General features: G+C 67.2%; 12 protein-coding genes. 7 read left to right on the plus strand and 5 right to left on the minus strand.

Features of this window, described 5'->3' with window-relative positions; translation table 11 throughout:
- Positions 1 to 69: 69 nt before the first annotated feature.
- The 6 genes from BcFMB_RS00830 to BcFMB_RS10115 all read left to right on the plus strand — a co-directional run bounded on the left by BcFMB_RS00830 (position 70) and on the right by BcFMB_RS10115 (position 13954).
- Positions 70 to 6057 (plus strand): fibronectin type III domain-containing protein, encoded by a 5988-nt coding sequence (locus BcFMB_RS00830; protein WP_099720757.1) that lies wholly within the window; start codon positions 70 to 72, stop codon positions 6055 to 6057.
- Positions 6058 to 6343: 286 nt separating this feature from the next.
- Positions 6344 to 7696: an AAA family ATPase gene (locus tag BcFMB_RS00835; protein WP_232513888.1), complete on the plus strand. Its 1353-nt coding sequence runs from the start codon at positions 6344 to 6346 to the stop codon at positions 7694 to 7696.
- A gap of 130 nt (positions 7697 to 7826) precedes the next feature.
- Positions 7827 to 9053, plus strand: a complete 1227-nt coding sequence (locus BcFMB_RS00840) for a DUF58 domain-containing protein (RefSeq protein ID WP_099720759.1) — start codon at positions 7827 to 7829, stop codon at positions 9051 to 9053.
- 2 nt (positions 9054 to 9055) lie between these two features.
- Positions 9056 to 11584: a transglutaminase TgpA family protein gene (locus BcFMB_RS00845; protein ID WP_232513820.1), complete on the plus strand. Its 2529-nt coding sequence runs from the start codon at positions 9056 to 9058 to the stop codon at positions 11582 to 11584.
- Between the two features lie 36 nt (positions 11585 to 11620).
- Positions 11621 to 12808, plus strand: a complete 1188-nt coding sequence (locus tag BcFMB_RS00850; protein WP_024541109.1) for a PP2C family protein-serine/threonine phosphatase — start codon at positions 11621 to 11623, stop codon at positions 12806 to 12808.
- Positions 12809 to 13105: 297 nt separating this feature from the next.
- Entirely contained in the window at positions 13106 to 13954 is an 849-nt protein-coding gene (locus BcFMB_RS10115; RefSeq protein WP_099720761.1) for a variant leucine-rich repeat-containing protein, read from the plus strand.
- Positions 13955 to 14494: 540 nt separating this feature from the next.
- On the opposite strand, the gene BcFMB_RS00860 is transcribed toward BcFMB_RS10115, so the two are convergent.
- From BcFMB_RS00860 to BcFMB_RS00880, 5 genes are all read right to left on the minus strand, one after another.
- Positions 14495 to 15247 carry an FHA domain-containing protein gene (locus BcFMB_RS00860; protein WP_232513821.1) on the minus strand — a complete coding sequence of 251 codons (753 nt, stop codon included), beginning with the start codon at positions 15245 to 15247 and terminating at the stop codon, positions 14495 to 14497.
- A gap of 218 nt (positions 15248 to 15465) precedes the next feature.
- Positions 15466 to 19494, minus strand: coding sequence for a DNA-directed RNA polymerase subunit beta' (locus BcFMB_RS00865; RefSeq protein WP_099720762.1), 4029 nt, complete (start codon positions 19492 to 19494; stop codon positions 15466 to 15468).
- A gap of 53 nt (positions 19495 to 19547) precedes the next feature.
- Complete coding sequence (gene rpoB / locus BcFMB_RS00870) at positions 19548 to 23108, minus strand: DNA-directed RNA polymerase subunit beta (RefSeq protein ID WP_099720763.1); 3561 nt, start codon at positions 23106 to 23108, stop codon at positions 19548 to 19550.
- A 286-nt stretch (positions 23109 to 23394) separates the two neighbouring features.
- Positions 23395 to 24132, minus strand: a complete 738-nt coding sequence (locus BcFMB_RS00875; protein WP_232513822.1) for a hypothetical protein — start codon at positions 24130 to 24132, stop codon at positions 23395 to 23397.
- A 117-nt stretch (positions 24133 to 24249) separates the two neighbouring features.
- Positions 24250 to 25212: an HhH-GPD family protein gene (locus BcFMB_RS00880; protein WP_099720765.1), complete on the minus strand. Its 963-nt coding sequence runs from the start codon at positions 25210 to 25212 to the stop codon at positions 24250 to 24252.
- A 144-nt stretch (positions 25213 to 25356) separates the two neighbouring features.
- Between BcFMB_RS00880 and BcFMB_RS00885 the strand changes: the two genes are divergently transcribed.
- Complete coding sequence (locus tag BcFMB_RS00885) at positions 25357 to 25956, plus strand: tRNA (cytidine(34)-2'-O)-methyltransferase (RefSeq protein ID WP_232513890.1); 600 nt, start codon at positions 25357 to 25359, stop codon at positions 25954 to 25956.
- Positions 25957 to 26009: the final 53 nt, after the last annotated feature.

Consider the following 26009-nt stretch of genomic DNA (forward strand, 5'->3'; position numbering starts at 1 on the left):
GGCATGGCGGCATAGGCGCGGCGGCGAAGGCACGGCCCAGGCGCAGAAGGGCAGAGAAGAGGGAACACGATGAAGCTCAACGGGAAGCGGACGAACGACGGATACGAGCGCGACATGCGGCGCAAGGAACGGCTGCAGGCGATCATGCGCACCGGCAGGAGGCCGTGGCTCGTGCCGCTCGTGTGCCTGCTCGCCGTGCTCGCCGTCATCATCGGCGCGTTCATCGTCAGCTCGGTCACCGAACGCCATCTCAAGCTCGACGACGGCACCGTGTGGGTGACGGCGCTCAACGAGGGCAAGGCGGCGCGCTACAACGTGGCGCTCAAGGAGCCGGATGTGGCCGTCATGGCCTCCGGCGCGCGGTTCGACGTCGCGCAGGCGGACGGCGTCACGATGCTCGACGAGGACGCGTCGACGGCGTCGATCGACCAGGCGACGATCTCGATGTCCGACTCGACGCCGACGAAGAACGGCATCCACACCTATGTGGGCGGCGACACCGTCGCGATGTTCGACGCGCAGCGCGGCGACGTCTGGGTCGGCGACGCCGCCGACGTCAAATCGATCCGCCCCGTCGACAGCGACCCGACGATGAGGCTCGGCGTCGGCGGCAAGGTCGCCGTCATGCACGACGGCGCCGTCTACGGCTACCGTCCGCGCGACGCGAAGGTGCTCGCCGTCGACCCGGCCGAGTCGATGGACCCGCGCGAGGTCACGTCGCTCGCCGACGGCGCGCAGTCCGCCGACTCGTTCACCGTCGTCGGCGACCATCCGGTCATCGCCTCCGGCGACCGTCTCATCTGGGACAAGGGCGGCAGCGCCGAATTCAAGGACGCCGGCCCGCTCGTGCTGCAGGCGCCGAGCGCCGACGCCGAGCAGGACGACTGGGTCGCCGCCGGCGCGCAGAGCGGCCTGGCGCTCGTCGACCTCTCGTCGAAGAGCGGCGATCCGCGCCTGCTGAGCTCGGGCGCCAAGGGCGAGCCGGCGCAGCCGGTCTCGCTCGGCGGCTGCGTGCGCGGCGCATGGGCGCAGAAGGCGCACAACGCGATCAAGGTGTGCTCGGCCGACGCCGACGTGCAGTTCAAGACGCTCGAGGCGATCGACGGCACGTCGCAGCTCGTCTACCGCGTCAACCACCGCCACGCCGTGCTCAACGACGTGTTCAACGGCAACCTGTGGAACCCGGACGTCGACACGAGCGTCATCAAGATCCAGTGGAAGAAGCTCGAGACGAAGCAGGAAAGCCGCGAGCAGAACAACGACGAGTCGACGAACAGCAAACGCAACTTCGAGAAGCAGTGCTCGTCGAAGTCCGGCCAGATCAAGGCGGCGGACGATGAGTTCGGCGCGCGCGTCGGCTCCCACCAGATCCTCGACGTGCTCAGGAACGACGAGCAGACCGACTGCTCGGTGCTGCGCATCACGTCGGTGAGCGCGCCGAAGAACAGCTCGATCACCGTCTCGCCGATCTACGACGGCCGCTATCTGCAGCTCAACGCCGCCGACGCGTCGACCGGCACGGCGACCTTCACCTACGAGATCAGCGACGGCCGCGACCAGACGAGCTCGGCGACGGTCACGCTCAAGTTCGAATCGAACTCCGGCAACCATGCGCCCCGCCAGGTCGAGACGCCCGAGCAGATCGACGTCGAGCAGGGCGCGAGCTACACCGGCAACGCGCTCGGCGGCTTCGCCGACGCGGACGGCGACCCGCTCACGCTCGTCGACGCGCATGTCGAGAACACCGAGGAGGCCACCGTCTCGACGCGCGCCGACGGCCAGCTCACGTTCAACGCCGGCTCGATGAACTCGGGACGCGCGACCGTCAAGCTCACCGTCTCCGACGGCAAGGAGACGGCCACCGGCACGATGTACTTCGCGGTGCGCCCGGCGCATACGCTGCCGGCGAGCATCGACCCGGTCGTCAGGAAGACGACGCCGAACACACCGACGCAGATCGACCTCAAGCCCTACGTGCACGGCACCTCCGCCGACCCGGTCAAGATCAGCGACGTCGAGGCCCCGGACAAGACGACGGCCACGCCGCACCCCTCGGACATGGGCTTCACGTTCACGGCGCAGCAGACCGGCACCTACTACGTGTCCTACACGGCCACGCAGGGCACGATCCCGGCGACCGGCCTCGTGCGCGTCGAAGTCGAGGCGATGACGAAGGACGAGGCGCGCCCGATCGCCGCGAACGACGTCGCATTGCTCGGCGCCGACAACACGGCGATCGTCGAGCCGCTGACGAACGACGTCGACCCGCTCGGCGGCGTCCTGTCGGTGACCGACGTCAAGGCGCCGGCCGATTCGAGCATCAAGACCGGCATCGTCTCGAACAAGCGCGTCTACCTGACGGCGATGCAGCTACCGACGGCACCCGTCGAGATCGAATACACGGTCGCGAACGCGGCCGGCTCGTCGACCGGCACGATCGTGCTGCAGCCGCCGGCGCTCTCCGGCGCGAGCAGCGCGCCGAAGGCGAGCAACGTCGACGTCTCGGTGCGCACCGGCGGCATCGTCTCCGTCGACGTGCCCGCCCATGTGACCTATGCGGACGGCACGACGATCACGTTGAGCAACAAGCTGCAGTACGACACGGGCACGTTCAAGGGACTCGTGTTCGTCGCCTCCGACATCGTGCGCTACCAGGCGCCCTCCGATCCGGGCTCCTATCCGGTGACCTACACCGTCACCGACACGCTCGGCAACAGCGCGTCCGCGACGATCACGTTCAACGTCCACCGCGCCGACGCCGACGCGAAGGCCGCGGCCAGCCCGAAGGACGTCGAGGCGCAGGTTGCCGCCGGCCAGAAGATCCGCATCCCGATCACGCTGCGCGGCATCGACAACGACGGCGACGACGTGCAGCTGCTCGGCCTGGGCAACACGGTGCCGCAGCTCGGCCGCATCAGCGAGGTCGGCGCCGACTACCTCGTCTACGAGGCGTACGAGGATTCGGCGGGCACCGACGAGTTCAGCTACGCCGTCGAGGACTGGACCGGACGGCGCGCCCAGGCGAACGTGCGCGTCGGCATCTTCAAGAGCGGCGCGAACTCGAGCGTCTACGCGCGCGACGACACGGTGACGCTGCGTCCGAACACGGCGACGACGGTGCCGGTGCTGCTCAACGACGTCGCGAGCGACGACAGCAAGCTCACCGTCGACGACAAGCTCGAGACGCAGGGCGTCACCGACGCGAAGGTGACGAACGACATGGTCTCGTTCACGACGCCGTCGACGGCCGGCACCGGCTACATCGTCTACACGATCGAGAACAAGGCCGGCATCTCCGACCGCGCGACGCTCACCGTCAACGTCGACCCGAAGGCGCCGATCGAGCCGCCGACCGCATACGACTACCATGTGCCGGCGATCGCGACGATCGACAAGCGCTCGGTCGACGTCGACGTCTCGAAGTTCATCGCGAACCCCTCCGGCTCGAGCGACGTGCTCGCCGTCGACGTCGACAAGTCAGCGCGCGACCACGCGCACATGGCGTCCGGCAAGCCGACGACGATCTCGATCGACCTGACCGACGAGGCGCGCGCCGTGCCGTACACGGTCACGAACACCGAGCACGACATCACGTCGACGGCCTTCATCATGGTGCCCGCCTACGGCGTCTTCCCGCCGCAGCTGCGCCCGAAGGCGCCGCCGCTCAACGTCAACGCCGGCTCGTCGATCACGATCAACATCGCCGACTACGTGCGCGTCGGCGTCGGCAAGACGGCCGTCGTCGAGAAGGACTCGGTCAGCGCGACGAAGGCCGCGAACGACGACCTCTACGTCAACGACCAGACGCTCAAGTTCACGGCGGCGAAGGACTACGGCGGCCCCGCGTCGATCACGTTCACGGTGACCGACGGCAAGCGCGAGGGCAAGGGCAACGTCAAGATCGTCAATTCGTCGGTCATCACACTGCCGATCACCGTCATCGGCCATGAGATGCCGGCGCCGACATTCTCGTCGACGACCGTCGACGTCGTCGCCGGCGAAAGCCCGACGACGATCAACCTGCGCGAGCTGACGCACACGACCGAATCCGATGAGGACGCGAAGTTCAAGTATTCGGGAGGCACGAACTCCGGCGGCATCACGGCGAGCGTCACCGCCGACGGCAAGCTCACCGTGAGCGCCGAGACGACGGCGAAGCCGGGCGCGACGGCGTCGGTGCCGATCTCGATCGCCTACGGCAGCAACGGCGGCGTCGTGCAGGCGGGCGTCACCGCGCGCGTGACGGCGTCGACGCGGCCGCTCGCGCGCGTCAACGGCACGACGACGCGGATCAAGGCCGGCGAGACGAAGCATGTCGATGTGCTCGCCGACGCCTACAACCCGTTCCCCGATTCGCCGCTCAAGATCGTCTCCGCGTCCTCCGACGGCGGCGGCAAGCTGTCCGTGTCGGTCGACGGCTCCCGGATCGCGGTGACGGCGGCGAAGGACATCGGCGCATCGTCGACGCGCGTCCTCGTGACGGTCGGCGACGCGACCGGCAGCGCCGACCGTCAGGTGACGGCCACCTACACGTTCTCGGTCGTCGACAGGCCGGGAGCGCCGATCCTGTTCCCGATCACGGGACCGAAGCAGGACGGCGCCGTGACATTGTCGTGGACGCCGGGCGACGCAAACGGCAGCCCGATCACTGACTACGAAGTCAGCTGGGACGGCGGCAAGAAGTTGTGCGGCGCCGTGACTTCGTGTCAGATCACCGGTCTGAAGAACGGCACCGACTATATGTTCACCGTGCGTGCACAGAACGAGGTCGGTTGGTCCGACAGCTCACATGCCGAAAAGGGCACACCGGACAAGACGCCGGAAGCCCCCGAGGTGCACGCCGACGGTGGTCATAACGAGATCACCGCGACTTGGAGCCTGCCGGCGAAATCCACCGGATCGTCGACGACCGCCTTCTACGTGTCACTCGATGATGGAGCCCCGGAAAAGGTGGGGCCCTCCACGACGAAGAAGACCTTCCGCTTCGAGGACATCCCCAATGACGGCGAAACCCATGTCGTCACCGTGCAGGCCGAGAACAAAGCCGGCATGGGCGAGGTCGGACGAAGCAAGAGCATCCAAGTCTATGGTGATGTGGACAAACCCGTCGTTGATGCGAAGCATGACGGAGACAAGGTCAAAGTCAGCGTGAGCGTCGCCAATTGGCATGGAGCAGGCTGCACATCCATCGACGTGTCGCTCAACGGCCAGACCAAGCCGGTGGCGTGCCCGGGCGGATCCACATCGTTCGACGTACAGGATTCGATGTATTTCAACACGTATTCGGCTACAGCCACGGTGCATCCGAGCAAGGGTTCCGCCGTCAGCGCCGAGTCGAAGCCGGTGGAGATCGGCGTGAATCAGGAGAAGCCCGATGTGAGCGTCCATCTGAATGGCTCTATCTGCGAATATGCGTGGGCGGCCAAGGGCAAGGCGGATGCCATGCAGGTGAGCTACGCCGACAAGACCTCGACTGCCCTGAGCGGCAAGGACTCGATTCCGGCCAAGCCATGGAAGCTCTGCCCGGCCATCACGGCCCACTCGTCCTTCAAGAACCATCCAGGTCCGGAAAGCTCCGCTGCAGGCGATGTTGTCTATGAGGTTCCTGCGAAGGTCGGGGACTGGAATCAGGTGAGCGTCATGTGGAACCCCTCGGAACGCAACGAGATCATCATCGACATGAACGGTCAGGTGGACTCCTATGGCGAGAAGACGGACTACTTCGTCACGCTGAATGGCCAGCCCGCTCCCATCGTTACCAACGGAGGCAGAATCACGGTCAAGGCGGACGATCATACGCCGGACGATTCGAACGTCAGGATCACCATCAAGATCGGCAGCAAGGAAACCTCTCAGGACAAGCATGTGACCGGCACACGCAAGGAGGCGGAGAAGAAGGAGGAGGACAAGCCTTCGGATCAGCCGAATCCATCGGAGAGCCCCGACGCGCATCCAAGCGCGTTCCTGCTGCCCGGCACACACTGGGGCAGGATGCCGACGTTCTGGCTCGGGACAAACCAGCCGCTGCCAGCATCGCGGAGCCTGCTGTTCCGCTGATCCGCCCGCAACGCAACACATCATCAACGAGCAACTACATCGCAATCCAATCCACACGACAACTCAATCCACCCATCGAACCAACACAAGGAGTCAGCAGATGACGAAGCACAACGAGACACCGCAGGAGCAGGACATCGACGAGGAGACGGTCCTCGCCGGCGCCCATGAGTCGGCCGTCGAGGACGCGGCCGCCGCGAGCGCCGACGAGACGGTGCTCGCCGGCACGTCGATGCCGAAGCCGTCGGTGCCGCATGTCGTCATGCCGGATCTGCCGACGCGCGAGATGTTCGAGCACACGCATACGACGAACGACGGCGACCTCGACGACGAAGGCACGGTCCTCGCCACGTCGTCGGTCTCGACGACGTCGACTTCGACGTCGACCGCGACGTCCGCTTCGACTTCGTCGTCCGCTCCGGTGAGCGTCACCGAGACGATCGTCGCCGCAAGCGAGACGACGACCACGCCGGCCGCCGCCCCGGTCGTCACGCCGCCGGTCGTCACGCCGCCCGTGTCGGCGGCCCCGTCGACGCCGGCCGTGCACACGTCGTCCACGCCGTCCGTCTCGTCGATGCCGAGCATGTCCTCCGCCTCCCACTCCCCCGCGCTCGGCGGCACGGCGTCGACGGTGCACACGCTGCCGCCGATCGGCGCCGTCGCCGACGCCGGCACGGCGAGCAACGAGGAGATCGCCGACTTCCGTCGCCACTTCTCGGCGATCGTCGACAACGTCTCGCAGGCCGTCGTCGGCAAGGAGACGCCGATCCGCCAGTGCGTCACCGCGCTCGTCGCCGGCGGCCACGTGCTGCTCGAGGACAATCCGGGCACCGGCAAGACGCAGCTGGCGCGCGCGCTCGCGAACTCGGTCAGCGTCTCGTTCAAGCGCATCCAGTTCACGCCGGACCTGCTGCCGTCGGACGTCGTCGGCGTCACGTTCTACGACCAGAAGACCGGCGAGTTCAGCTTCCGCGAAGGCCCGATCTTCGCGTCGATCGTCCTCGCCGACGAGATCAACCGCGCGTCGCCGAAGACGCAGTCGGCGATGCTCGAGGTCATGGAGGAGCAGAAGGTGACCGTCGACGGCCATACGCATCCGGTGCCGCAGCCCTTCATCGTCATCGCGACGCAGAACCCGATCGAGCAGCTCGGCACCTACAAGCTGCCCGAGGCGCAGATGGACCGTTTCCTGATCAAGACGACGATCGGCTACCCGTCCACCGAGTTCAGCCTCGACATCCTGCGTCAGGTGAACATCACCGACCGCGCCGGCGAGCTCGCGGCCGTCGCGAGCGGCGACGACATCCTCGCGATGCGCACGATCGCGAACAAGGTCAGGGTCGCCGACGCGATCCTCGAATACGTCATGCGCATCGTCGAAAGCACGCGCCACGACGAGTCCATCGCCGTCGGCTCGTCGATGCGCGGCGCGCTCGCGCTCACGCGCTGCGCCCGCGTCTGGGCCGCCGCCGACGGCCGCGGCTACGTGATCCCCGACGACGTCAAGGCGCTCGCCGTGCCGGTGCTCGCCCACCGCATCCTGCTGACGTCGGACGCCGTGTTCACGTCGAACACGCCCGAGGACGTGCTCACGCGCATCCTCGGCGAGATCCCCGCACCGCAGCTCGACGTGCACTGATCGCCGCATTGTGCACCGATGTGGATTGCGCGGTGGACGCCCGCCGCACACAATCCACATCGCCGTCGCCGTTCCGTCCGCCGTCGTCACATCCACCGTCATTTCGTCGTTCCATCGGAAGGTTCATCCCATGACCGATTCCGCACTGCGCGCCAGGGCGCGCAAACGTGCGTTCATACGCGGCTGGAGCCGTTTCACGCGCCGCGTGCGTCACCTCGTCACCGCCTACGTCTCGCCGCTCGGATGGACGGCGCTCGCGCTCGCCGTCGCCGGCCTCGTGCTCTATCTCACGCTCGGCTACGTGGAGATGCTCGCGCTGTGCCTCGTGCTCGTGACGATGCTGCTCGCCGCGCTCGTGCTGTCGATCGGCAACACGTCCTTCGACGCGACGATCGAGGTCTCCGACCGCCGCGTCAGCGTCGGCGACGAAGTCAAGGTGCAGGTCGACATCGCCAATCCGGGCACGACGCCGACGGCGAGCGCGCGCGCCGACCTTCCGCTCGGCGACGAACACGAGCGTTTCCCGATCCCGCTGCTCGCGCCGCGCCAGTCGAAGCACACGACGGTCACGTTCCGCGCGATCTCGCGTTCGGTGCTGCCCGTCGGCCCGCTGACGATCCGCAAGGGCGACCCCTTCGGCCTGATGCGGCACGAGCATGAGCTCGCCGACCATTTCAACGTCTACATCCATCCGGACATCGTCATGCTCGACTCGCTGCACGCCGGCATCCCGCGCGACCTCGAAGGCAACCCGAGCGGCGACATCGTCGACGACGACCTCGACTTCTACGGCCTGCGCGAATACGAGCCCGGCGACGACGTACGCCACGTCCACTGGCTCTCCTCGGCGCGCACGCGCACGTTGATGCTGCGCCAGTACGAGGCGACGCGGCGCACCGACACGTCGGTGACGCTCGACGTCAACCCGGACGACTATCTGAGCAAGGACGAGTTCGAACTCGCCGTCAGCGTGCACGCGTCGATCGGCGTGCAGGCGCTGCTCGAAGACCGTCCGCTCTACACGCATGTGGCGCGCACGAACCTCAACCCGCGCAATCCGATGGAGCTGCTCGACGCATGCAGCGCGATCGAGCCCGACTTCCGCGACCGGCGCAATCTCGCGCAGGAGGCGCTCGCCGCGACGCCGGACGCGTCGTTCTACTGCTTCACGGTCGGCCATGCGAAACCGCTCGCCGACATCCGCCGCATGATGATGGCGCTGCCGCCGAGCGCGACCTGCCTCGTGCTGCAGACGTCGCCGACCGAGCCGCGCACATTGCGCCGCTTCCCCGACTTCACGTTGGCGACCGTCAATACGCTCGACGACCTTCCGCAGATCATGGGGGCACTGAGATGAGCATGGCACCGACTTCGCTTTCCGACGCGTCGCTGACGACCGGCGGCACGCAGACGTCGACCGAGACCGGCTCGTGGGCGATGACGACGCATTCGGTCATCTGGTCGACGAACACCGGCTCGCCGTCGCACCGCGTCCTGCGCGAGCGCACCGAGGCTCGCCCCGCGCTCGTCTCGTGCGCCGTCGTCGCCGTCGTGACGCTGTTGTGCGCCGCGAACCTGATCGACGTCTACGGTTCGGCCGGCGCATGGGCGCTCGCCGCCGTGCCGGCCGCCATGCTCGGCGCGCTGATCGCCTTCGCCGGCGTCCTGCCGCCCCTGAGACTGTGGTGGCAGCTGTTCTTCCTCGTGTTCGCGCAGTGGATCGTCGGCCCGGTCGTCTGCCTCAACGACACGACGATCGGCCATGTCATCCCCTCGTTCGAGACGCTGCGGCTCGGCTGGCGCGAGACCTTCGGCTCCTTCAAGTACCTGATCGCGATCGAGCCGCCGGTCGGCAACGCGCAGGGCGCGCTGCTCGCCGTCTGGACGCTGTGCCTGTGGACGGCGGCGATCGCCGGCTTCTTCGCATTGCTCGACGATGCGCGCTGGTCGGTCGCCGTGATCGCGCTCGAGATCGCCGCGATGGTCGCATGCGCGCTGCTCGGCACCGCCCACGGCGTCATGCGCGGCCCCTGCGGCATCGTGTTCGCGCTGATACTGATCGTCTGGCTGTCGTGGCGGATGCGGATGTTCGAATCGGGGCGCTGGATCAGTTCGCTCGTCATCGTCGTGCTCGCCGCGGCCGTCGCCTTCGGCGGCTGCCTGCTGCTGCCGGCGCAGCGCACGATCCTGCGCGACCACTACGAGCCGCCGCTGAGCCCGAGCGACTACACGAGCCCGCTGAGCACGATGCGCGCCTACATCAAGTCGTACAAGGACACGACGGTGCTCACCGCGCAGAACCTGCCGGAGGGCTCGAGCGTGCGCCTCGCCGTCATGGATCGCTTCGACGGCAACGTCTGGAACCTCTCCGATTCGAGGGAGTCGAGGGATTCGGCGAACTACACGCGCGTCGGCACGGCGATCGGCAACGACATCCAGGGCAAGCCGTTCACGGCGAAGTTCACGGTGCGCGACGGCCTCGGCGACGACTGGCTGCCGCTCGCCGGCGCCGCGACGGCGGTGCGTTTCGGCAACGAGAAGAACGCCGAATCCTTCTACTACAACGTCGGCACCGACTCCGGCCTGCTGCGCGGCGGCGTGAAGAAGGGACTGACGTACACGGAACGCGGCGTCATCCCCGACGAGCCGAGCGACAAGCAGATCGCCGAGGCCGAAGCGGCGCGTATCGACCAGCCGAAGGCCGAGGACGTGCCGAACGAGGTCGGCAAGCTCGCGTCGGCGACGGCCGGCGGCAAGTCGCACGGCGGCGAGGCGGCGCAGCAGCTCGTCGCGATGCTGCGCGAGCAGGGATGGTTCTCGCACGGCCTCGCCTCCGACTACCCGTCGAGCCCCGGCCACGGCAACCACCGCATCACGCAGCTGCTGACGCCCGACGGCGCGATGGTCGGCGACAGCGAGCAGTACGCGTCGGCGATGGCGCTGATGGCGCGCGAGATCGGTCTGCCCAGCCGCGTCGTGCTCGGCTTCTTGCCGAAGGACAAGGACGGCGACATCTCGAACGCGCGCACGAAGGCCGACGGCGACGGCACCGTCATCGACTTCACCGGCAACGACGTGACCGCATGGGTCGAGATCAACCTCGAAGGCTACGGCTGGGTGCCGTTCTACCCGACGCCGAAGGAGACGAAGACGCCGGACGACGACGAGAACCTGACGCCGCCGAACCCGCAGAACCTCGTGCGCCAGCCTCCGCTGCCGCTGACCGACCCGCTGCGCGACGAGACGAACACGACGAGCCAGTCGTCCTTCGGCGGCACCGAGGCGGTCGAGGCTCCGGAGCCGTCGAAGTGGGCGCAGGCGGGACGCGTCATCGGCAAGGTCGCGCTGTACGGGTCGCCGGTGTGGATCGTGCTGCTCGCATGCGGCGCGATCCTGCTCGGCAAGGCGATCCAGCTCGCCGTGCTGCGCAAGCGCGGACGCCCGCAGATGCGCATGGCATCGGGCTGGCAGTCGCTCGCCGTGCTCGCGCGGCAGAGCGGCATCGACGCGCACGGCACACGCCGCGAGCAGTCGCAGCAGATCGCCGAGCAGCTCAGGCTCGATCCGACGGCGATGCAGTCCGCGTGCCGTCAGGCCGACTACGCGACCTTCTCCGGACAGGACGTCAGCGACGAGCAGGCGACGTCGTACTGGAAGAGCATCGACGAGCTGCGCGCGGCGATGCTCGCGACGCTGCCGCGCATGCGCCGCTGGCGCACGAGGCTGTCGCTGCGCGGCGTACGGCAGATGAAACCGGTCGATGTGACGGTCGGGTATCATAAGGCCGAGGCGGCCGGCGAACAGCAGACGGCGCCACGTCGCGCCGGCGAGTCCGGATCGGCGAACAGCAAGCACAGGAAGTTCCGTTTCCCCCGTGCGCGTCACTGACGGCGGGCACATCGGCAACGGGTAGGAAGGATGCGCATGCAACAGGCAGTCATCAGTGTCGCTGCGCTCACCGACATCGGACGCAAGCGCCGCACGAACCAGGACAGCTGGCTCGCCGAGCGCGGCGTCTACATGGTCTGCGACGGCATGGGCGGCGAATCCGGCGGCGAACGCGCGAGCGCGATCGCCGTCGAGGAGCTCGCCCAGCTCGCACGGGAGGCGACGCGCACGCGCGCGTCGATCGAGGAGACGCTCGAACGCGCGCAGTCGCGCACGCGGGCGCTCGGACTGACGCTCGGTGGCATCGCCGGCACGACGGTCACCGGCGTCGTGCTGCCGCAGTGGTTTGCGGCCGCCGACGAGCTCGAATGCGGCTGTGCGGACGGGGCGACGCATTTCGCCGACGCGCACCGCAAGCCGACGGCGACGCATCATCCGAAGCACAGCGCGCAGTACAACGCGATCGCGACGCTCGGCGCGATCGACGAGCTGCGTCCGCTGTCCGGATTCGGCGACGATTGGGACGCGACGCAGCCCGGCGCGGACGCGCTCGACGCGGCCATCGACGACATGGCCGGCGGCGCGCAGGCGGCCGACGCGAACGCGGCGGCCGACGCGACGTCCGACATGGCGCGCTTCGGCGAGCATCGCGCCGACATCGCGCCGGACGCATGGTCGATCGCGATCCGGCAGCTGCTGCCGGACGCCGAACCGCACATGTGCTACGTCGTCAACGTCGGCGATTCGCGCACCTACCATATGAACCTCGGTTTCGACGGGCATTGGGACGCCGCCTCGCTCACGCAGATCACGCACGACCATTCGCGTCGGCAGGAGGCGATCGAGTCCGGCGAGATGACGCCCGAGGAGGCGGAACGTTCGATCGCGCGCAACGTCATCACGCAGTGCATCGGCTCGCCGATGGGCATCCGGCCGGACCTCTTCATGGCGGACGCGGCCGGACGGTTCATCATCTGCTCCGACGGCTGCCATGGCGAGATCGACGACGCCACGATTGCACACGTCGCCGCGCAGCACGATATGGCCGACGCTGCGGCGCGCGCATTGATCGACGCGTCGCTGGCGGCCGGCGGCGGCGACAACGTCACCGTCATCGTCGTCGACATGCCATGGGACGCGACGCGCACCGAGGCATGGCACTGCGAACGGCTCGAGATCGACGAAGATCTCTCGGATATCGACGATGCAACCGTGCAGACGTGAGTCTGCACGACGGCGGGCGCAGCGCAGCCGTGAGAACGACTGCACGCAGGTGTCGTGAGTCTGCACAGCGGCGCACACTGTGCGGGCATGCACACGGTTGCATGTCGATATGCGCTATACTCACGCATACAGGCGCACGCTGGTGTGCGAACGTGAGCAGTACGCGCGCGACGGACGTGAGACGGCGCTCCGTCGGCGGGCACGACAGACGATAAGGTAGGAACAAGGACACGGTTTCGCCACCTCCCGGCGCGTTGTGCGCGGGCCGGGGACGGCGAGGGAAAAGAGGAACACATCATGGTCAGTTACGACGACGCGGTGGCGATCATCCAGGATCCGCAGGCCGACCCGGTCACGCTCGCGAAGGTCGCCTACGAGAATCCGGAATTCGGCGCGAACGTGGCCGCGCATCCGCGCGCTTATCCGGGACTGCTGCGCTGGATTGCGCAGTTCGGCGACGAACGCGCGCGTGCGACCGTCGCGCAGCTCGGCTATCATTCGCAGCTCGGCGCCGTCGAGGACCGTCAGGTCGATGCCGCGGCAATCGACGAGGCCGCCGCGATTGCCGCGGCGATCGACGCCGCGCAGGCGGACGCCGCCTCTCGCCCGACCGCGGCTGCGTCCCCGGCTGTGGACAATGTGGCCGGCGGTCTCGTCATGAACGCCGCGACCGCCGGCGACGAGGCGCAGCCGATCGCATCCCAGACCGGCACCGTCGAATACGCGAGCGTCGAGGCGCAGCCGGTTTCCTTCGAGCCGGCGCAGCAGACCGGCGTCGACATGCTCAGCGAACAGTTCAACAACATCGGCATGGACGCCTCGCAGACGAACATGGACGCCTCGCAGTCCGCAGCGGCCTCCCCCTCCGTCGCCGCGCCCGACATGGCGCAGCAGCCGATGATGGATCAGGCGCAGCCGGCGGACGCCTATGCGCAGATCCAGGCGACGAACCCCTACGGCTTCACGGCTGAGGTCGCGATGACGACGCCGGACACGACGGTCATGCAGCAGATCGCGCAGTACGCGCCCGAACTGCATCCGGCGCTCGCGCAGAACCCGTACATCTATCCGGAGCTGCTCAGCTGGCTCGGCATGCTCGGCGAGCCGGCGACGAACGCGTCGATCGCCCAGCGTCAGCAGCAGTAGGCCCATGCATATGCCTGCGGGCTGCCCCCATCTGCAACAGTTAGTTGGGCGTGGCCTGACCGAGCCCGCGCATATTGCCGGCGGGGCGGGAATCTCACGCGGATTCCCGCCCCGCCGGCATATATGATGCGTCCCACGCCGGTCTGCAATCGTCCTGTATGGGCGATGCACCCGTCACGTTCGCAAACCGACCCTCCAGCGACCATGGCGGGCGCACTGCGTACCAAATACGTTCGCGGATCGCCGCTTTCTGATCGCTCCAGATGTAAAGCCACCCCATCGCGATCGCAAAGCCGCTCCGTTGTGATCGTCCCGGTTGCATCCCCCGCCCCGAATGGTCGCAACGAAGCGACCGCAGGGATGCGATCGGTTGGTTCCGTCCCATTTTCCCACCGATGTCAAGCAACCCGGATGGGACCGGGCTGCTTGTGGTGTCCGACTTTCCTACGGCGGGCAGACAATCCGGACGAAATCGGTCTGCCCTGAGTCCGGGTTCCCCGCAACCTGGGGGTAACCCGGATGTGTCGCCGCATATGCCGACTATTCGGCGGCGTCCTCGAAATCGAAGACCTGGTCGCCGATGCGCACCTTGCACGGCGCGGTGAGCCGCATCGGCGTGCCCTTGACGACCTGACGCTCGCCTTCGTCGTCGATGACGTAGGTGCCGTTGAGCGAACCGTAGTCCTCGATCCACAGCGAGCCGTCCTGATCGAAGCTGATCGCCGCATGGTTGCGCGAGACGGTGCGCGTCGGGTCGACGAGCCGTACCGACTTCGCACCCTGCGGGATGTCCTGCGACGGCTTGCGTCCCATCAGCACGCCCATGTCGACGAGGATGTTCTGCCCAGTGACCTCGTTGACGAGACGGTAGACGTGGCGCGGCTCCTTCTTCATGAAGGCCGTCGACAGCACAGTGCCGTCCCATTCCTCGCTGCCTTCGGCGCCTTCCTCGGCCGTGTATTCGAGATCGTCGCCCAGATGCGCGTTGTAGGAGTCGTCCGGGATAAGCGCCGGCTGTTCCGACGTCGTCGCGTTGACGTGCTCCTCCTCATGGAAGGGCTGCGCGGCCGGTTGGGCGGCGACCGATTCGACCGATTCGGCCACGGCGACCGGCTGCGCGTTCATATCCGGCTGTGCCTGCATGTCCGGCTGCATGTTCACATCCGATGACGGCTGCGCGGCGACCGGCTGCGCCCCATAGGCGTCCTGCTGCGGGTTCTGCTGTGCCGCGGCGTCCTTGTGTTCGGGGACGAGCATATCCGCTTCGACGTCATCGTCGGCGTACCATCCCATTTCTGGCGCCGGAGGATACGGTAATTTCTTCATGGTTCAGTCTTAGCACACCGCCTTGGAAAACCGCGCCGTGCCGCCACGGAATGGATGACCCCGATCTCCTTGTCCGCTCATCCGTGCGAAGACGACGAAGGGCGGCTCCCGTGCATGGGAGCCGCCCTTCGCTCAGATTCGCTCAGTCAGCGATGGCCGGCGCAACCGGCGCCGACGATCGTCGCTCAGAACTTGAAGTCGTCGCCGAGATCGCCGCCGAGGTCCTCCTGACCGCCGTTGTCGTCCAGGAAGTCGTCCGGGTTGAAGTCGTCGCCGAGCTTGAGGTCGCCGAAATCGATGTTCGAGAAGTCGACGTCGGACATGTCGCCATCGCCGAACTCGCCGCCGAGACCGTCCTCGCCGAGACCGAAGTTCGGGTAGATCGTGTCGCGGATCGCCTTGTCCGGCTCGACGACGGCGTTGCGGTAACGCGCCAGTCCGGTGCCGGCCGGGATGAGCTTGCCGATGATGACGTTCTCCTTGAGGCCCTTGAGGTCGTCTTCCTTCTCGTTGAGCGCCGCTTCGGTGAGCACGCGCGTCGTCTCCTGGAACGACGCCGCGGACAGCCACGAATCGGTCGCGAGCGACGCCTTCGTGATGCCCATCAGCTCCGGACGGCCCGCCGCCGGCTTGCCGCCGTTGGCGACGGCCGCGCGGTTCGCCTCGGTGAAGCGCGCACGGTCGACGAGTTCGCCCGGCAGCAGCGTCGTGTCACCGGAATCGATGACGGTGATGCGACGCAGCATCTGGTGGACGATGACCTCGATGTGCTTGTCATGGATGTCGACGCCCTGCGAGCGGTACACGTTGTGCACCTCCTCGACGATGTTCTTCTGGGCGGCGTTCGGTCCGAGGATGCGCAGGATCTTCTTCGGGTCGACCGAACCTTCGATCAGCTGCGTGCCAGCTTCGACGTGCTCGCCGTCCTTGACGAGGAGCGGCGCGCGACGCGTCACCGGATAGGCTTCCTCCTCGCTGCCGTCGTCGGGCTTGATGAAGACCTGACGACCGCGTTCGCTGTCCTCGATCCTCACGGTGCCGGCGACCTGCGCGATCGGCGCCTCGCCCTTCGGCGTACGCGCCTCGAAGAGCTCGGTGACACGCGGCAGACCCTGCGTGATATCCGAGGCCGACGCGACGCCGCCGGAGTGGAACGAACGCAGCGTCAGCTGCGTGCCCGGTTCGCCGATCGACTGCGCGGCGACGATGCCGACCGCCTCGCCGACGTCGACGAGCTTGTTCGTCGCGAGCGACCAGCCGTAGCACTTCGCGCACACGCCGCGCTTCGACTCGCAGGTGAGCACCGAACGGCCCTTGACCTCCTCGACGCCGTGCGCGACGAGGTCGTTGAGCACGTCCATCGACAGCGCGTCGCCGGCGTGGTAGAGCACGGTCTTGCCGTCGGCTGGGTCGATGACGTCGGCCGCGAGCAGACGCGAGTACGGACCGCCGTCGGCCGCCTTGACGAGCACGAGGTTGCCGTCCTCGTCGCGTTCGGCGACCTTCATCGTCAGGCCGCGCTTCGTGCCGCAGTCCTCCTCGCGGACGATGACCTCCTGCGAGACGTCGACGAGTCGACGGGTCAGGTAGCCCGATTCCGCCGTACGCAGTGCCGTATCGGCCAGACCCTTGCGCGCGCCGTGCTGCGAGATGAAGTACTCGAGCACGGACAGGCCGTCGCGGTAGTTCGACTTGACCGGTCGGGGGATGATCTCACCCTTCGGGTTCGCCACGAGGCCTCGCATGCCGGCAATCTGACGGATCTGCATCCAGTTGCCTCGTGCGCCGGACTGCACCATGATGTTCACGTTGTTGTCGTCATGGAAGTTCTCGCGCATCGCCTCGGCGACCTTGTCGGTGCACTCGGTCCACAGGTTGATGAGCTCCTGACGGCGCTCGTCTTCGGTGAGCAGGCCGAGGTCGTACTGGCTGTTGACCTTGGCGGCCTCCGCCTCGTAGCCCTTGATGATCTCCTCGCGCTCCGGCGGGGCGACGATGTCCGAGAAGGCCATCGTGACGCCCGACCACGGCGCACGCGTGAAGCCGAGGTCCTTGAGCGCGTCGAGGACGGCGGCGACCTGCTGCGTCGAGTAGCGCGTCGCGATGTCGTCGACGATCTTCGAGAGCTTGCCCTTCGGGCACTGCTCGTTGATGAACGGGTAGTTCACCGGCAACGTCTCGTTGAACAGGATGCGGCCGAGCGACGTCGCGAACAGCACGGTGCCGTCGGTGAAGCGCTCCTCCTTGACGACGTCCGGGCTGCCCGGCTCCGGGTCGACGACCTTGACCTCGCCCGGCTCCCATTCCTTCGGCAGCACGAAGTCCTCGGGCAGGCGGATGAGCACCTTGGCCTGCATGTCGATCTCGTGGCGGTCGAGCGCCATCTGCGCCTCGTCGAGCGACGAGAAGACGCGGCCCTGGCCCTTCGCGCCGTCGACGACGGTGCTCAGGTAGTACAGGCCCAGGATCATGTCCTGCGACGGCATCGTGACGGTGTGGCCGTCGGCCGGCTTGAGGATGTTGTCGGAGGCCAGCATCAGCGAGCGGGCCTCGGCCTGCGCCTCGGCGCTCAGCGGCAGATGGACCGCCATCTGGTCGCCGTCGAAGTCCGCGTTGAACGCGGCGCAGGCGAGCGGCGGCAGGTGGATGGCCTTGCCTTCGACGAGGATCGGCTCGAAGGCCTGGATGCCCAGACGGTGCAGCGTAGGCGCACGGTTGAGCAGGACCGGATGCTCGGAGATGACCTCCTCGAGCACGCCCCAGACCTCGGCGTCGCCGCGGTCGACGAGACGCTTCGCGCTCTTCATGTTCTGCGCGTAGTTGAGGTCGACGAGGCGCTTGATGACGAATGGCTTGAACAGCTCGAGCGCCATCGGCTTCGGCAGGCCGCACTGGTGCATGCGCAGCGACGGGCCGACGACGATGACCGAACGGCCCGAGTAGTCGACGCGCTTGCCGAGCAGGTTCTGGCGGAAACGGCCCTGCTTGCCCTTGAGCATGTCAGACAGCGACTTGAGCGGACGGTTCGAGGCGCCGGTGACCGGGCGGCCGCGGCGGCCGTTGTCGAACAGCGAGTCGACGGCCTCCTGGAGCATGCGCTTCTCGTTGTTGAGCATGATCTCCGGGGCGCCGAGCTCGATGAGTCGCTTGAGTCGGTTGTTGCGGTTGATGACGCGGCGGTACAGGTCGTTGAGGTCGGAGGTCGCGAAGCGGCCGCCGTCGAGCTGCACCATCGGGCGCAGGTCCGGCGGGATGACCGGGATCACGTCGAGGACCATCGCCTCCGGCTTGTTGCCGGTCGTCAGGAACGCGTTGACGACCTTGAGGCGCTTGAGGGCGCGGGCCTTGCGCTGGCCGGTGCCGGTCTCGATCTCCTCGCGCAGTTCCTTCGCGGCGGCTTCGAGGTCGAAGTCCTGCAGGCGCTTCTTGATCGCCTCGGCGCCCATGCAGCCCTCGAAGTAGTCGCCGTAGCGATCCTCCATCTCACGCCACAGGTCGACGTCGTTCTCCATGTCGCCCGGCTTGAGGTTCTTGAACTTGTCGAAGACCGCGCCGATGCGTGCGATCTGGTCGTCGTAGCGCTGGCGGATCGCCGCCATGTCGCGCTCGGCGCCGTTGCGCAGCTTCGTGCGGGCGCTGCCCTTGACCTCGCCGTCGGCCTCGAGCTCGGCCAAATCGGCCTCGACCTTCTTCGCGCGCGCCTCGATCTCGTTGTCACGACGGCGCTCGAGGTTCTTCACCTCGTTGTCGAACTCGTCCTGGAGATCCGGAAGATCCTTGTGACGCTGCTCCTCATCGACCTTCGTGACCATGTAGGACGCGAAGTAGATGACCTTCTCGAGCTCCTTCGGCGCGATGCCGAGCAGGTAGCCCAGACGGCTCGGCACACCCTTGAAGAACCAGATGTGCGTGACCGGCGCGGCCAGCTCGATGTGGCCCATGCGCTCGCGGCGCACGCGGCTGCGCGTCACCTCGACGCCGCAGCGCTCGCACACGATGCCCTTGAAGCGCACGCGCTTGTACTTGCCGCACGCGCACTCCCAGTCGCGCGTCGGTCCGAAGATCTGCTCGCCGAACAGGCCGTCCTTCTCCGGCTTGAGCGTGCGGTAGTTGATGGTCTCCGGCTTCTTGACCTCGCCGTAGCTCCAGCCACGGATGTCGTCCGCGGTGGCCAGACCGATTTTCAGTTTGTCAAATGCGTTGACGTCCAGCACTTACGTTTGTCCTGTCTGTGTAGGTTCTTGTTTCTCTTGAATGACTCGTGTGATTACTTGTATTCAGGTTCATCAACGATTTGGTCGGCCTTCGCGACGGTGTCCGGGCGGGCGCCGATGTTGAAGCCGAGGTCGTTGGAGGAGGAGACCGGATCGTCGTCCTCTTCCTTCATGTCGATCGCGACGCCTTCGGCGTTGAGCACTTCGACGTTGAGGGACAGGGACTGCATTTCCTTGAGGAGGACCTTGAACGACTCGGGGATGCCCGCCGGCGGCAGGTTATCGCCCTTGACGATCGCTCCGTAGACGCGCACGCGACCATCGACGTCGTCCGACTTCGTGGTCATCATCTCGTGCAGCGTGTACGCGGCGCCGTAGGCCTCGAGGGCCCACACCTCCATCTCGCCGAAGCGCTGGCCGCCGAACTGTGCCTTGCCGCCGAGCGGCTGCTGCGTGATCATCGAGTATGGGCCGGTCGAACGCGCGTGGATCTTGTCGTCGACGAGGTGGTGCAGCTTGAGCATGTACATGTAGCCCACCGAGATCGGCTTCGGGAACGGTTCGCCGGTGCGGCCGTCGAACAGCGTCGCCTTGCCGTCGGGTCCGACGAGCTTGTTGCCGTCGCGGTCGGCCAATGTCGTCGACAGCAGGCCCTTGAGCGTCTCCTGGCGCACGCCGTCGAAGACCGGGGTCGCGACCGGGGTTCCCGGCGCGCCCTTCTCGGCGCCCTTCGGCACGTACTGCTTCCATGCGGCCTCGAGGTCCGGATCGAGCGAGATGTCCCAGCCCGCGTGCGCGACCCAGCCGAGGTGCAGTTCGAGCACCTGGCCGAGGTTCATTCGCGAAGGCACGCCGAGCGGGTTGAGCATGATGTCGACCGGGGTGCCGTCCGCGAGGAACGGCATGTCCTCCTCCGGCAGGATGCGCGAGATGACGCCCTTGTTGCCGTGGCGGCCCGAGAGCTTGTCGCCCTGCGTGATCTTGCGGTGCTGCGCGATGTAGACGCGGATCATCTGGTTGACGCCGTTGGGCAGCTCGTCGCCGTCCTCCTCGGCGTCCTCGCGCGTGATCTCCTTGACGGCGATGACGGTGCCGGTCTCGCCGTGCGGCACGCGCAGCGAGGTGTCGCGCACCTCGCGGCTCTTCTCGCCGAAGATCGCACGCAGCAGGCGCTCCTCCGGGGTCAGCTCGGTCTCGCCCTTCGGCGTGACCTTGCCGACGAGGATGTCGCCGGCCTCGACCTCGGCGCCGATGCGGATGATGCCGCGCTCGTCGAGGTTCGCGACCGCGTCCTCGCCGACGTTCGGCAGGTCGCGCGTGATCTCCTCGGCGCCGAGCTTCGTCTCGCGGGCGTCGATCTCGTACTCCTCGATGTGGATCGAGGAGAGCGTGTCGTCCTGGACGAGGCGCTGCGAGATGATGACGGCGTCCTCGTAGTTGTAGCCGTTCCACGGCATGAACGCGACGAGCAGGTTCTTGCCGAGGGCCATCTCGCCCTTCTCGGTCGCCGGGCCGTCCGCGAGGACGGTGCCCTTCTCGACGCGTTCGCCGTCGTGGATGAGCGGGACCTGGTTGTAGCACGTCGTCTGGTTCGAGCGCTGGAACTTCGCGAGCTTGTAGGAGCTCGTCGTGCCGTCGTCGTTCATGACGCGGATGATGTCCGCGGACACGTAGGTGACGACGCCCGGCTTCTCGGCGAGGATGACGTCTCCGGAGTCGACGGCCGCGCGCCATTCCGCGCCGGTGCCGACGAGCGGACGCTCGGACTTGATCAGCGGGACGGCCTGGCGCTGCATGTTGGTGCCCATCAGCGCTCGGTGGCCCTCGTCGTGCTCGAGGAACGGGATCAGCGACGCGCCGACGGAGACCATCTGGCGCGGGGAGACGTCCATGTAGTCGACCATCTCGACCGGGACGTCCTCCGCCTCGCCGGCCGCGTCTCGCACGAGGGCTTCCTTCTCGACGAAGTTGCCGTTCTCGTCGAGCTTCTGGTTCGCCTGCGCGATGACGTGCTCGGCGTCGCGGTCCGCGGTCATGTACTCGACCTCGTTGGTCACGTGGCCGTTGACGACCTTGCGGTACGGCGTCTCGATGAAGCCGAAGGGGTTGATGCGGCCGAAGGTCGCAAGCGAGCCGATGAGGCCGATGTTCGGGCCTTCAGGGGACTCGATCGGGCACATGCGTCCGAAGTGGGACGGGTGCACGTCGCGCACCTCCATCGACGCGCGGTCGCGCGACAGGCCGCCGGGGCCGAGCGCGGACAGACGGCGCTTGTTCGTCACGCCGGCGAGCGGGTTGTTCTGGTCCATGAACTGCGAGAGCTGCGAGGTGCCGAAGAACTCCTTGATCGTCGCGTTGACCGGACGGATGTTGATCAGCGACTGCGGCGTGATCGCCTCGGCGTCCTGCGTCGTCATGCGTTCGCGCACGACGCGCTCCATGCGGCTCAGGCCGGTGCGCAGCTGGTTCTGGATCAGCTCGCCGACCTGGCGGATGCGGCGGTTGCCGAAATGGTCAATGTCGTCGACGTCCACGCGCAGCTCGACGTCCTTGCCGTCGCGCTTGCCCGGGAACGTCGCGGCGCCGGCGTGCAGCGTCACGAGGTACTTGAGCGTCGCGATGATGTCCTCGCGGCTGAGCGAGCGGTCGTTGTAGTCCTTCTCGAGGCCGAGCTTGCGGTTGATCTTGTAGCGGCCGACGCGCGCCAGATCATAGCGCTTCGTGTTGAAGTAGAAGGAGTCGAGCAGGTTCTTGCCAGCCTCCGGCGTCGCCGCGTCGGTCGGGCGGATCTTGCGGTAGAGGTCGACGAGCGCCTCGTCCTGGCTGTCGATCTTCTCGTTGTCGAGCGCGTCGAGCACGAGCGGATAGCCCTCGAAGGCCTCGCGGATCTCGGAGCGCGACATGCCGATCGCCATCAGGAAGACGATCGCCGACTGCTTGCGCTTGCGGTCGACGCGCACGCCGAGGAAGTCGCGCTTATCGATCTCGAACTCGAGCCATGCGCCGCGGCTCGGGATGATCTTCGCGCCGAAGATCTCCTTGTCGGACGAACGGTCCTGCTGGCGGTCGAAGTAGACGCCCGGCGAGCGCACGAGCTGCGAGACGATGACGCGCTCGGTGCCGCCGATGATGAAGGTGCCGTGCGGCGTCTGCAGCGGGAAGTCGCCCATGAAGACGGTCTGCGACTTGATCTCGCCGGTGTCGCCGTTCTCGAACTCGGCGTTGACGTACAGCGGCGCCGAATACGTGTAGTCCTTCTCCTTGCATTCCTGCACGGTGTGGCGCGGCTCTTCGAAGTACGGGTCGGAGAACGTCAGGCTCATCGTCTGCGAGTAGTTCTCGATCGGGGAGATCTCCTGGAAGACCTCGTCGAGGCCGGAGATGTGAGCGACGGTGTGCGTGCCCTTCTCCTCGTCCTCCTGGACGCGGGCCTGCCAGCGCTCGTTGCCGATCAGCCAGTCGAAGCTGTCGGTCTGCACGCCGAGCAGATACGGCACGTCGATGGGTTCGGCGATCGAGCCGAAGTTCACGCGATCCGACGCCTTGTGCAGGTCGATGTCCCGCTGGTCGGCACGCGCGATGATGGAAGTGGTGTTCGTCGTAGTCTCAGACAATGGACGTTCCTTATCGCTGCTTGTTGTTCGTAACTATGCTCACAGTCAGAAGCGCGGTCACCGGCCGCCATATGCCTGGGTACGCGGGCGCTTCGTCTTCGATAGCATGCCCGCCATATGACACACTAGACACGAAATCAATATACTATCGATTCCAACCATCCGACGCAATCGACATTCCGAAAATGTGAGCAATCTCACACTTTTTTGACGTCGCCGTCGACGATGCCGTCGCCGTCGACGTCGACGATGCCGAACATCGACGCAGCCGACGCAGCCGCCGGCGTCAGCCGACGGTGATCGTGACCGGTTCGCTCTCCACATGCGTGTCGCCGTCGATGACGAGCTGCGCCGTGTACGTGCCGCGGTCGACGTGCGGCAGCTCCGCGGACGCCCTGCATTCGTCGCCGGAACGCACCGTGTCCCAGACGATCTTCCGCTCGTCGGTGACGCCCTCCATCATCAGCAGCGGACGGTACGCCGCCTCGCAGGCGTCGGAACGCCACACCGTGTCCGCGCCGGACCTGATGACGAGGACGCGCGCGTCGTCGGCACCGTCGACGAAGCAGCCGGCCGGATCGGTGCCGACGTACGTCATCGTCGCCGTGAACTCGAGCGAGCCGCCGAGCGGCACGACGTCGGCCGCCGGCGTCAGCGTCATCTGCAGGTTCTTCGCCGTGCAGTCCTTCACCTTGCTCTTCTTCGGCGGCGCCGGTACCGCCGAACGCGACACGGCCATGCGGTCGGCGACGCCAATCCATTCGTGCGCGGCGACGGCGCCGCGGATCAGGCTGTAGACGCACAGCACGCACACGATCAGGAACACGAGCAGGCCGCCGAAGAACACGAGGCGGCGCCTGCGGTACATCGCGCGCTTGCGCTTCGACATCGTGCGCTTGCGCGGACGCACGCCGCCCGACGACGCGCACGACGTCGACGTTCTCGACGACGGCGACGTTCTCGACGACGGCGACGTATTCGACGAGCGGTTCGACGACATGCGCTGATGTGGTGGCTTCGGCATGCTCACCATCTTATCCACGCCGCCCGCCCAGAGCGCTGCCGCGCGATGACGACGGCAGCATCGACAGCGGTGACGACGACCAGACCGACGCCCCGCGATGCCGGCAGTGCCGCAGCGCTACGCCGGCAGCCGCACGCCGTGGTCGGGCAGGATCTCGATCAGACCGTCCTCGTCGAGCGACGCGATGCAGCGGTCGAGCTGCACGCCGTCCTTCCACAGACGCGCAGCCGCCTCGTGCGACAATACGCCGCGCGCGTCGGCCGGCAGGTCGCGCAGCGCCTGCATGACGATGCCGCGCACCTGACGGTCGGTGCCGGCGAAGCGCTGCCGCGGCCGTGTGCGCCGCTCCCCCAGATGAGGACGGCCGGCGGCGAAGAAACGGCAGCGTGCGCGCAGCGGGCAGTCGTCGCAGTCCGGTTGCTTCGCCGTGCACACGAGCGCGCCGAGCTCCATGACCGCCTGGTTCCACGTCGCGCTCGCCGCCGCATCCTTCGGCAGCACGACGTCGGCGAGCGCACGCTCGAGCGCGCTCGCCGAGCCGCCGAGCGACTCCTCGCCGAGGAACACGCGGCTGAGGACCCGGCGGATGTTCGTGTCGATGACGGCGATGCGCTCGCCGTAGGCGAAACTGAGCACGGCGCTCGCCGTGTAGTCGCCGATGCCGGGCAGCGCCGTCAGCGCCGCGTAGTCGCGCGGCAGCTCGTCGCGGCATTCGACGGCGACGACGCGCGCGCATTCCTGCAGCCGCAGCGCGCGGCGCGGGTATCCGAGGCGCCCCCATGCCTCGAGCACGTCGGCACGCGGCGCGGCGGCGAGCGCGGCGGCGTCGGGCCATCGTGCCATCCACGCGTTCCAGTACGGCACGACCCTGCCCATCTGCGTCTGCTGGCTCATGACCTCGCAGACGAGCACGCCCCACGGCGACGTGCGGCCGTCGCGCCACGGCAGCTCGCGCGCGTGCATGTCCCACCAGGCGAACAATGCCGGGCGCAGCTGCGCGGCGAGGCGCTGCGCGGCCTCGGCGCGCGAGACGCCGACGACGTCGCATGGGTCGGCGGGTTTCTTCGTTCGGGTGACCATAGCCACGCCATTGTAGCGGAGCGCCGGCGGCGTGGGAAGCGCGCGTCTCGCCGGGGCAATATCGTGTGTCTCGTGACGAATGAAGCAACGAATCCCGCGGACGCCGCGGCCGCCGGCGCCGATCCCGAGGCGCAGGTGGAGCGGATGTTCGAATACGGCTACCGCAAGTCGAACTACGGCCCCGATGAACTCGTGACCGACGCGCACGGCAATCCGATCTCGGTCGTCGACGCGATGATGTCGGCGAGGGAGGCGGCGAACACGCCGACGTCGACGCCGCATCTGTGCTACTACTCCCCGCGCATCCCCGGCAACACCGGCTCGGCGATCCGCCTGTGCGCGGTCACCGGCACGATCCTGCATCTGATCGAGCCGCTCGGCTTCAATCTGCGCGACACGAAGCTGCGCCGCGCCGGACTCGACTACCATGACATGGCGCATGTCGTGCTCCATCCGAACTTCGAGGACCTCGTCGAGTCGATGCCCGATTCGCGCATCATCGCGTTCACGGCGCATGCGACGAAGCTGTACACCGACGTCGAATACCGGCCGACCGATATCCTGCTGTTCGGCCCCGAGCCGGGCAACATCCCCGATCCAACCGACATCATGTTCGGCCCGCATGTCGCCGAGCAGGTGCGCCTGCCGATGCGCCCGAGTCTGCGCAGCCTCAATCTGACGAACTGCGCGTCGATCGCGATCTACGAGGCGTGGCGGCAGCTGGGGTTTGACGGGGGCCAATGAATACCCACCCCAATATGCGAGATGGGCGTGCATCAATCGGTTGATGCACGCCC

The sequence above is a fragment of the Bifidobacterium choerinum genome (assembly GCF_002761235.1).
In the GTDB taxonomy this organism is placed as follows: Bacteria; Actinomycetota; Actinomycetes; order Actinomycetales; family Bifidobacteriaceae; genus Bifidobacterium; species Bifidobacterium choerinum.

Coding starts and splice junctions, on each gene's coding strand:
- BcFMB_RS00875 (WP_232513822.1), bottom strand. CDS start 24,132: ATGCCGAAGCCACCACATCAGCGCATGTCGTCGAACCGCTCGTCGAAT.
- BcFMB_RS00830 (WP_099720757.1), top strand. CDS start 70: ATGAAGCTCAACGGGAAGCGGACGAACGACGGATACGAGCGCGACATG.
- BcFMB_RS00835 (WP_232513888.1), top strand. CDS start 6,344: ATGTTCGAGCACACGCATACGACGAACGACGGCGACCTCGACGACGAA.
- BcFMB_RS00880 (WP_099720765.1), bottom strand. CDS start 25,212: ATGGTCACCCGAACGAAGAAACCCGCCGACCCATGCGACGTCGTCGGC.
- BcFMB_RS10115 (WP_099720761.1), top strand. CDS start 13,106: ATGGTCAGTTACGACGACGCGGTGGCGATCATCCAGGATCCGCAGGCC.
- BcFMB_RS00860 (WP_232513821.1), bottom strand. CDS start 15,247: ATGGGATGGTACGCCGACGATGACGTCGAAGCGGATATGCTCGTCCCC.
- BcFMB_RS00885 (WP_232513890.1), top strand. CDS start 25,357: ATGTTCGAATACGGCTACCGCAAGTCGAACTACGGCCCCGATGAACTC.
- BcFMB_RS00845 (WP_232513820.1), top strand. CDS start 9,056: ATGGCACCGACTTCGCTTTCCGACGCGTCGCTGACGACCGGCGGCACG.
- BcFMB_RS00850 (WP_024541109.1), top strand. CDS start 11,621: ATGCAACAGGCAGTCATCAGTGTCGCTGCGCTCACCGACATCGGACGC.
- BcFMB_RS00840 (WP_099720759.1), top strand. CDS start 7,827: ATGACCGATTCCGCACTGCGCGCCAGGGCGCGCAAACGTGCGTTCATA.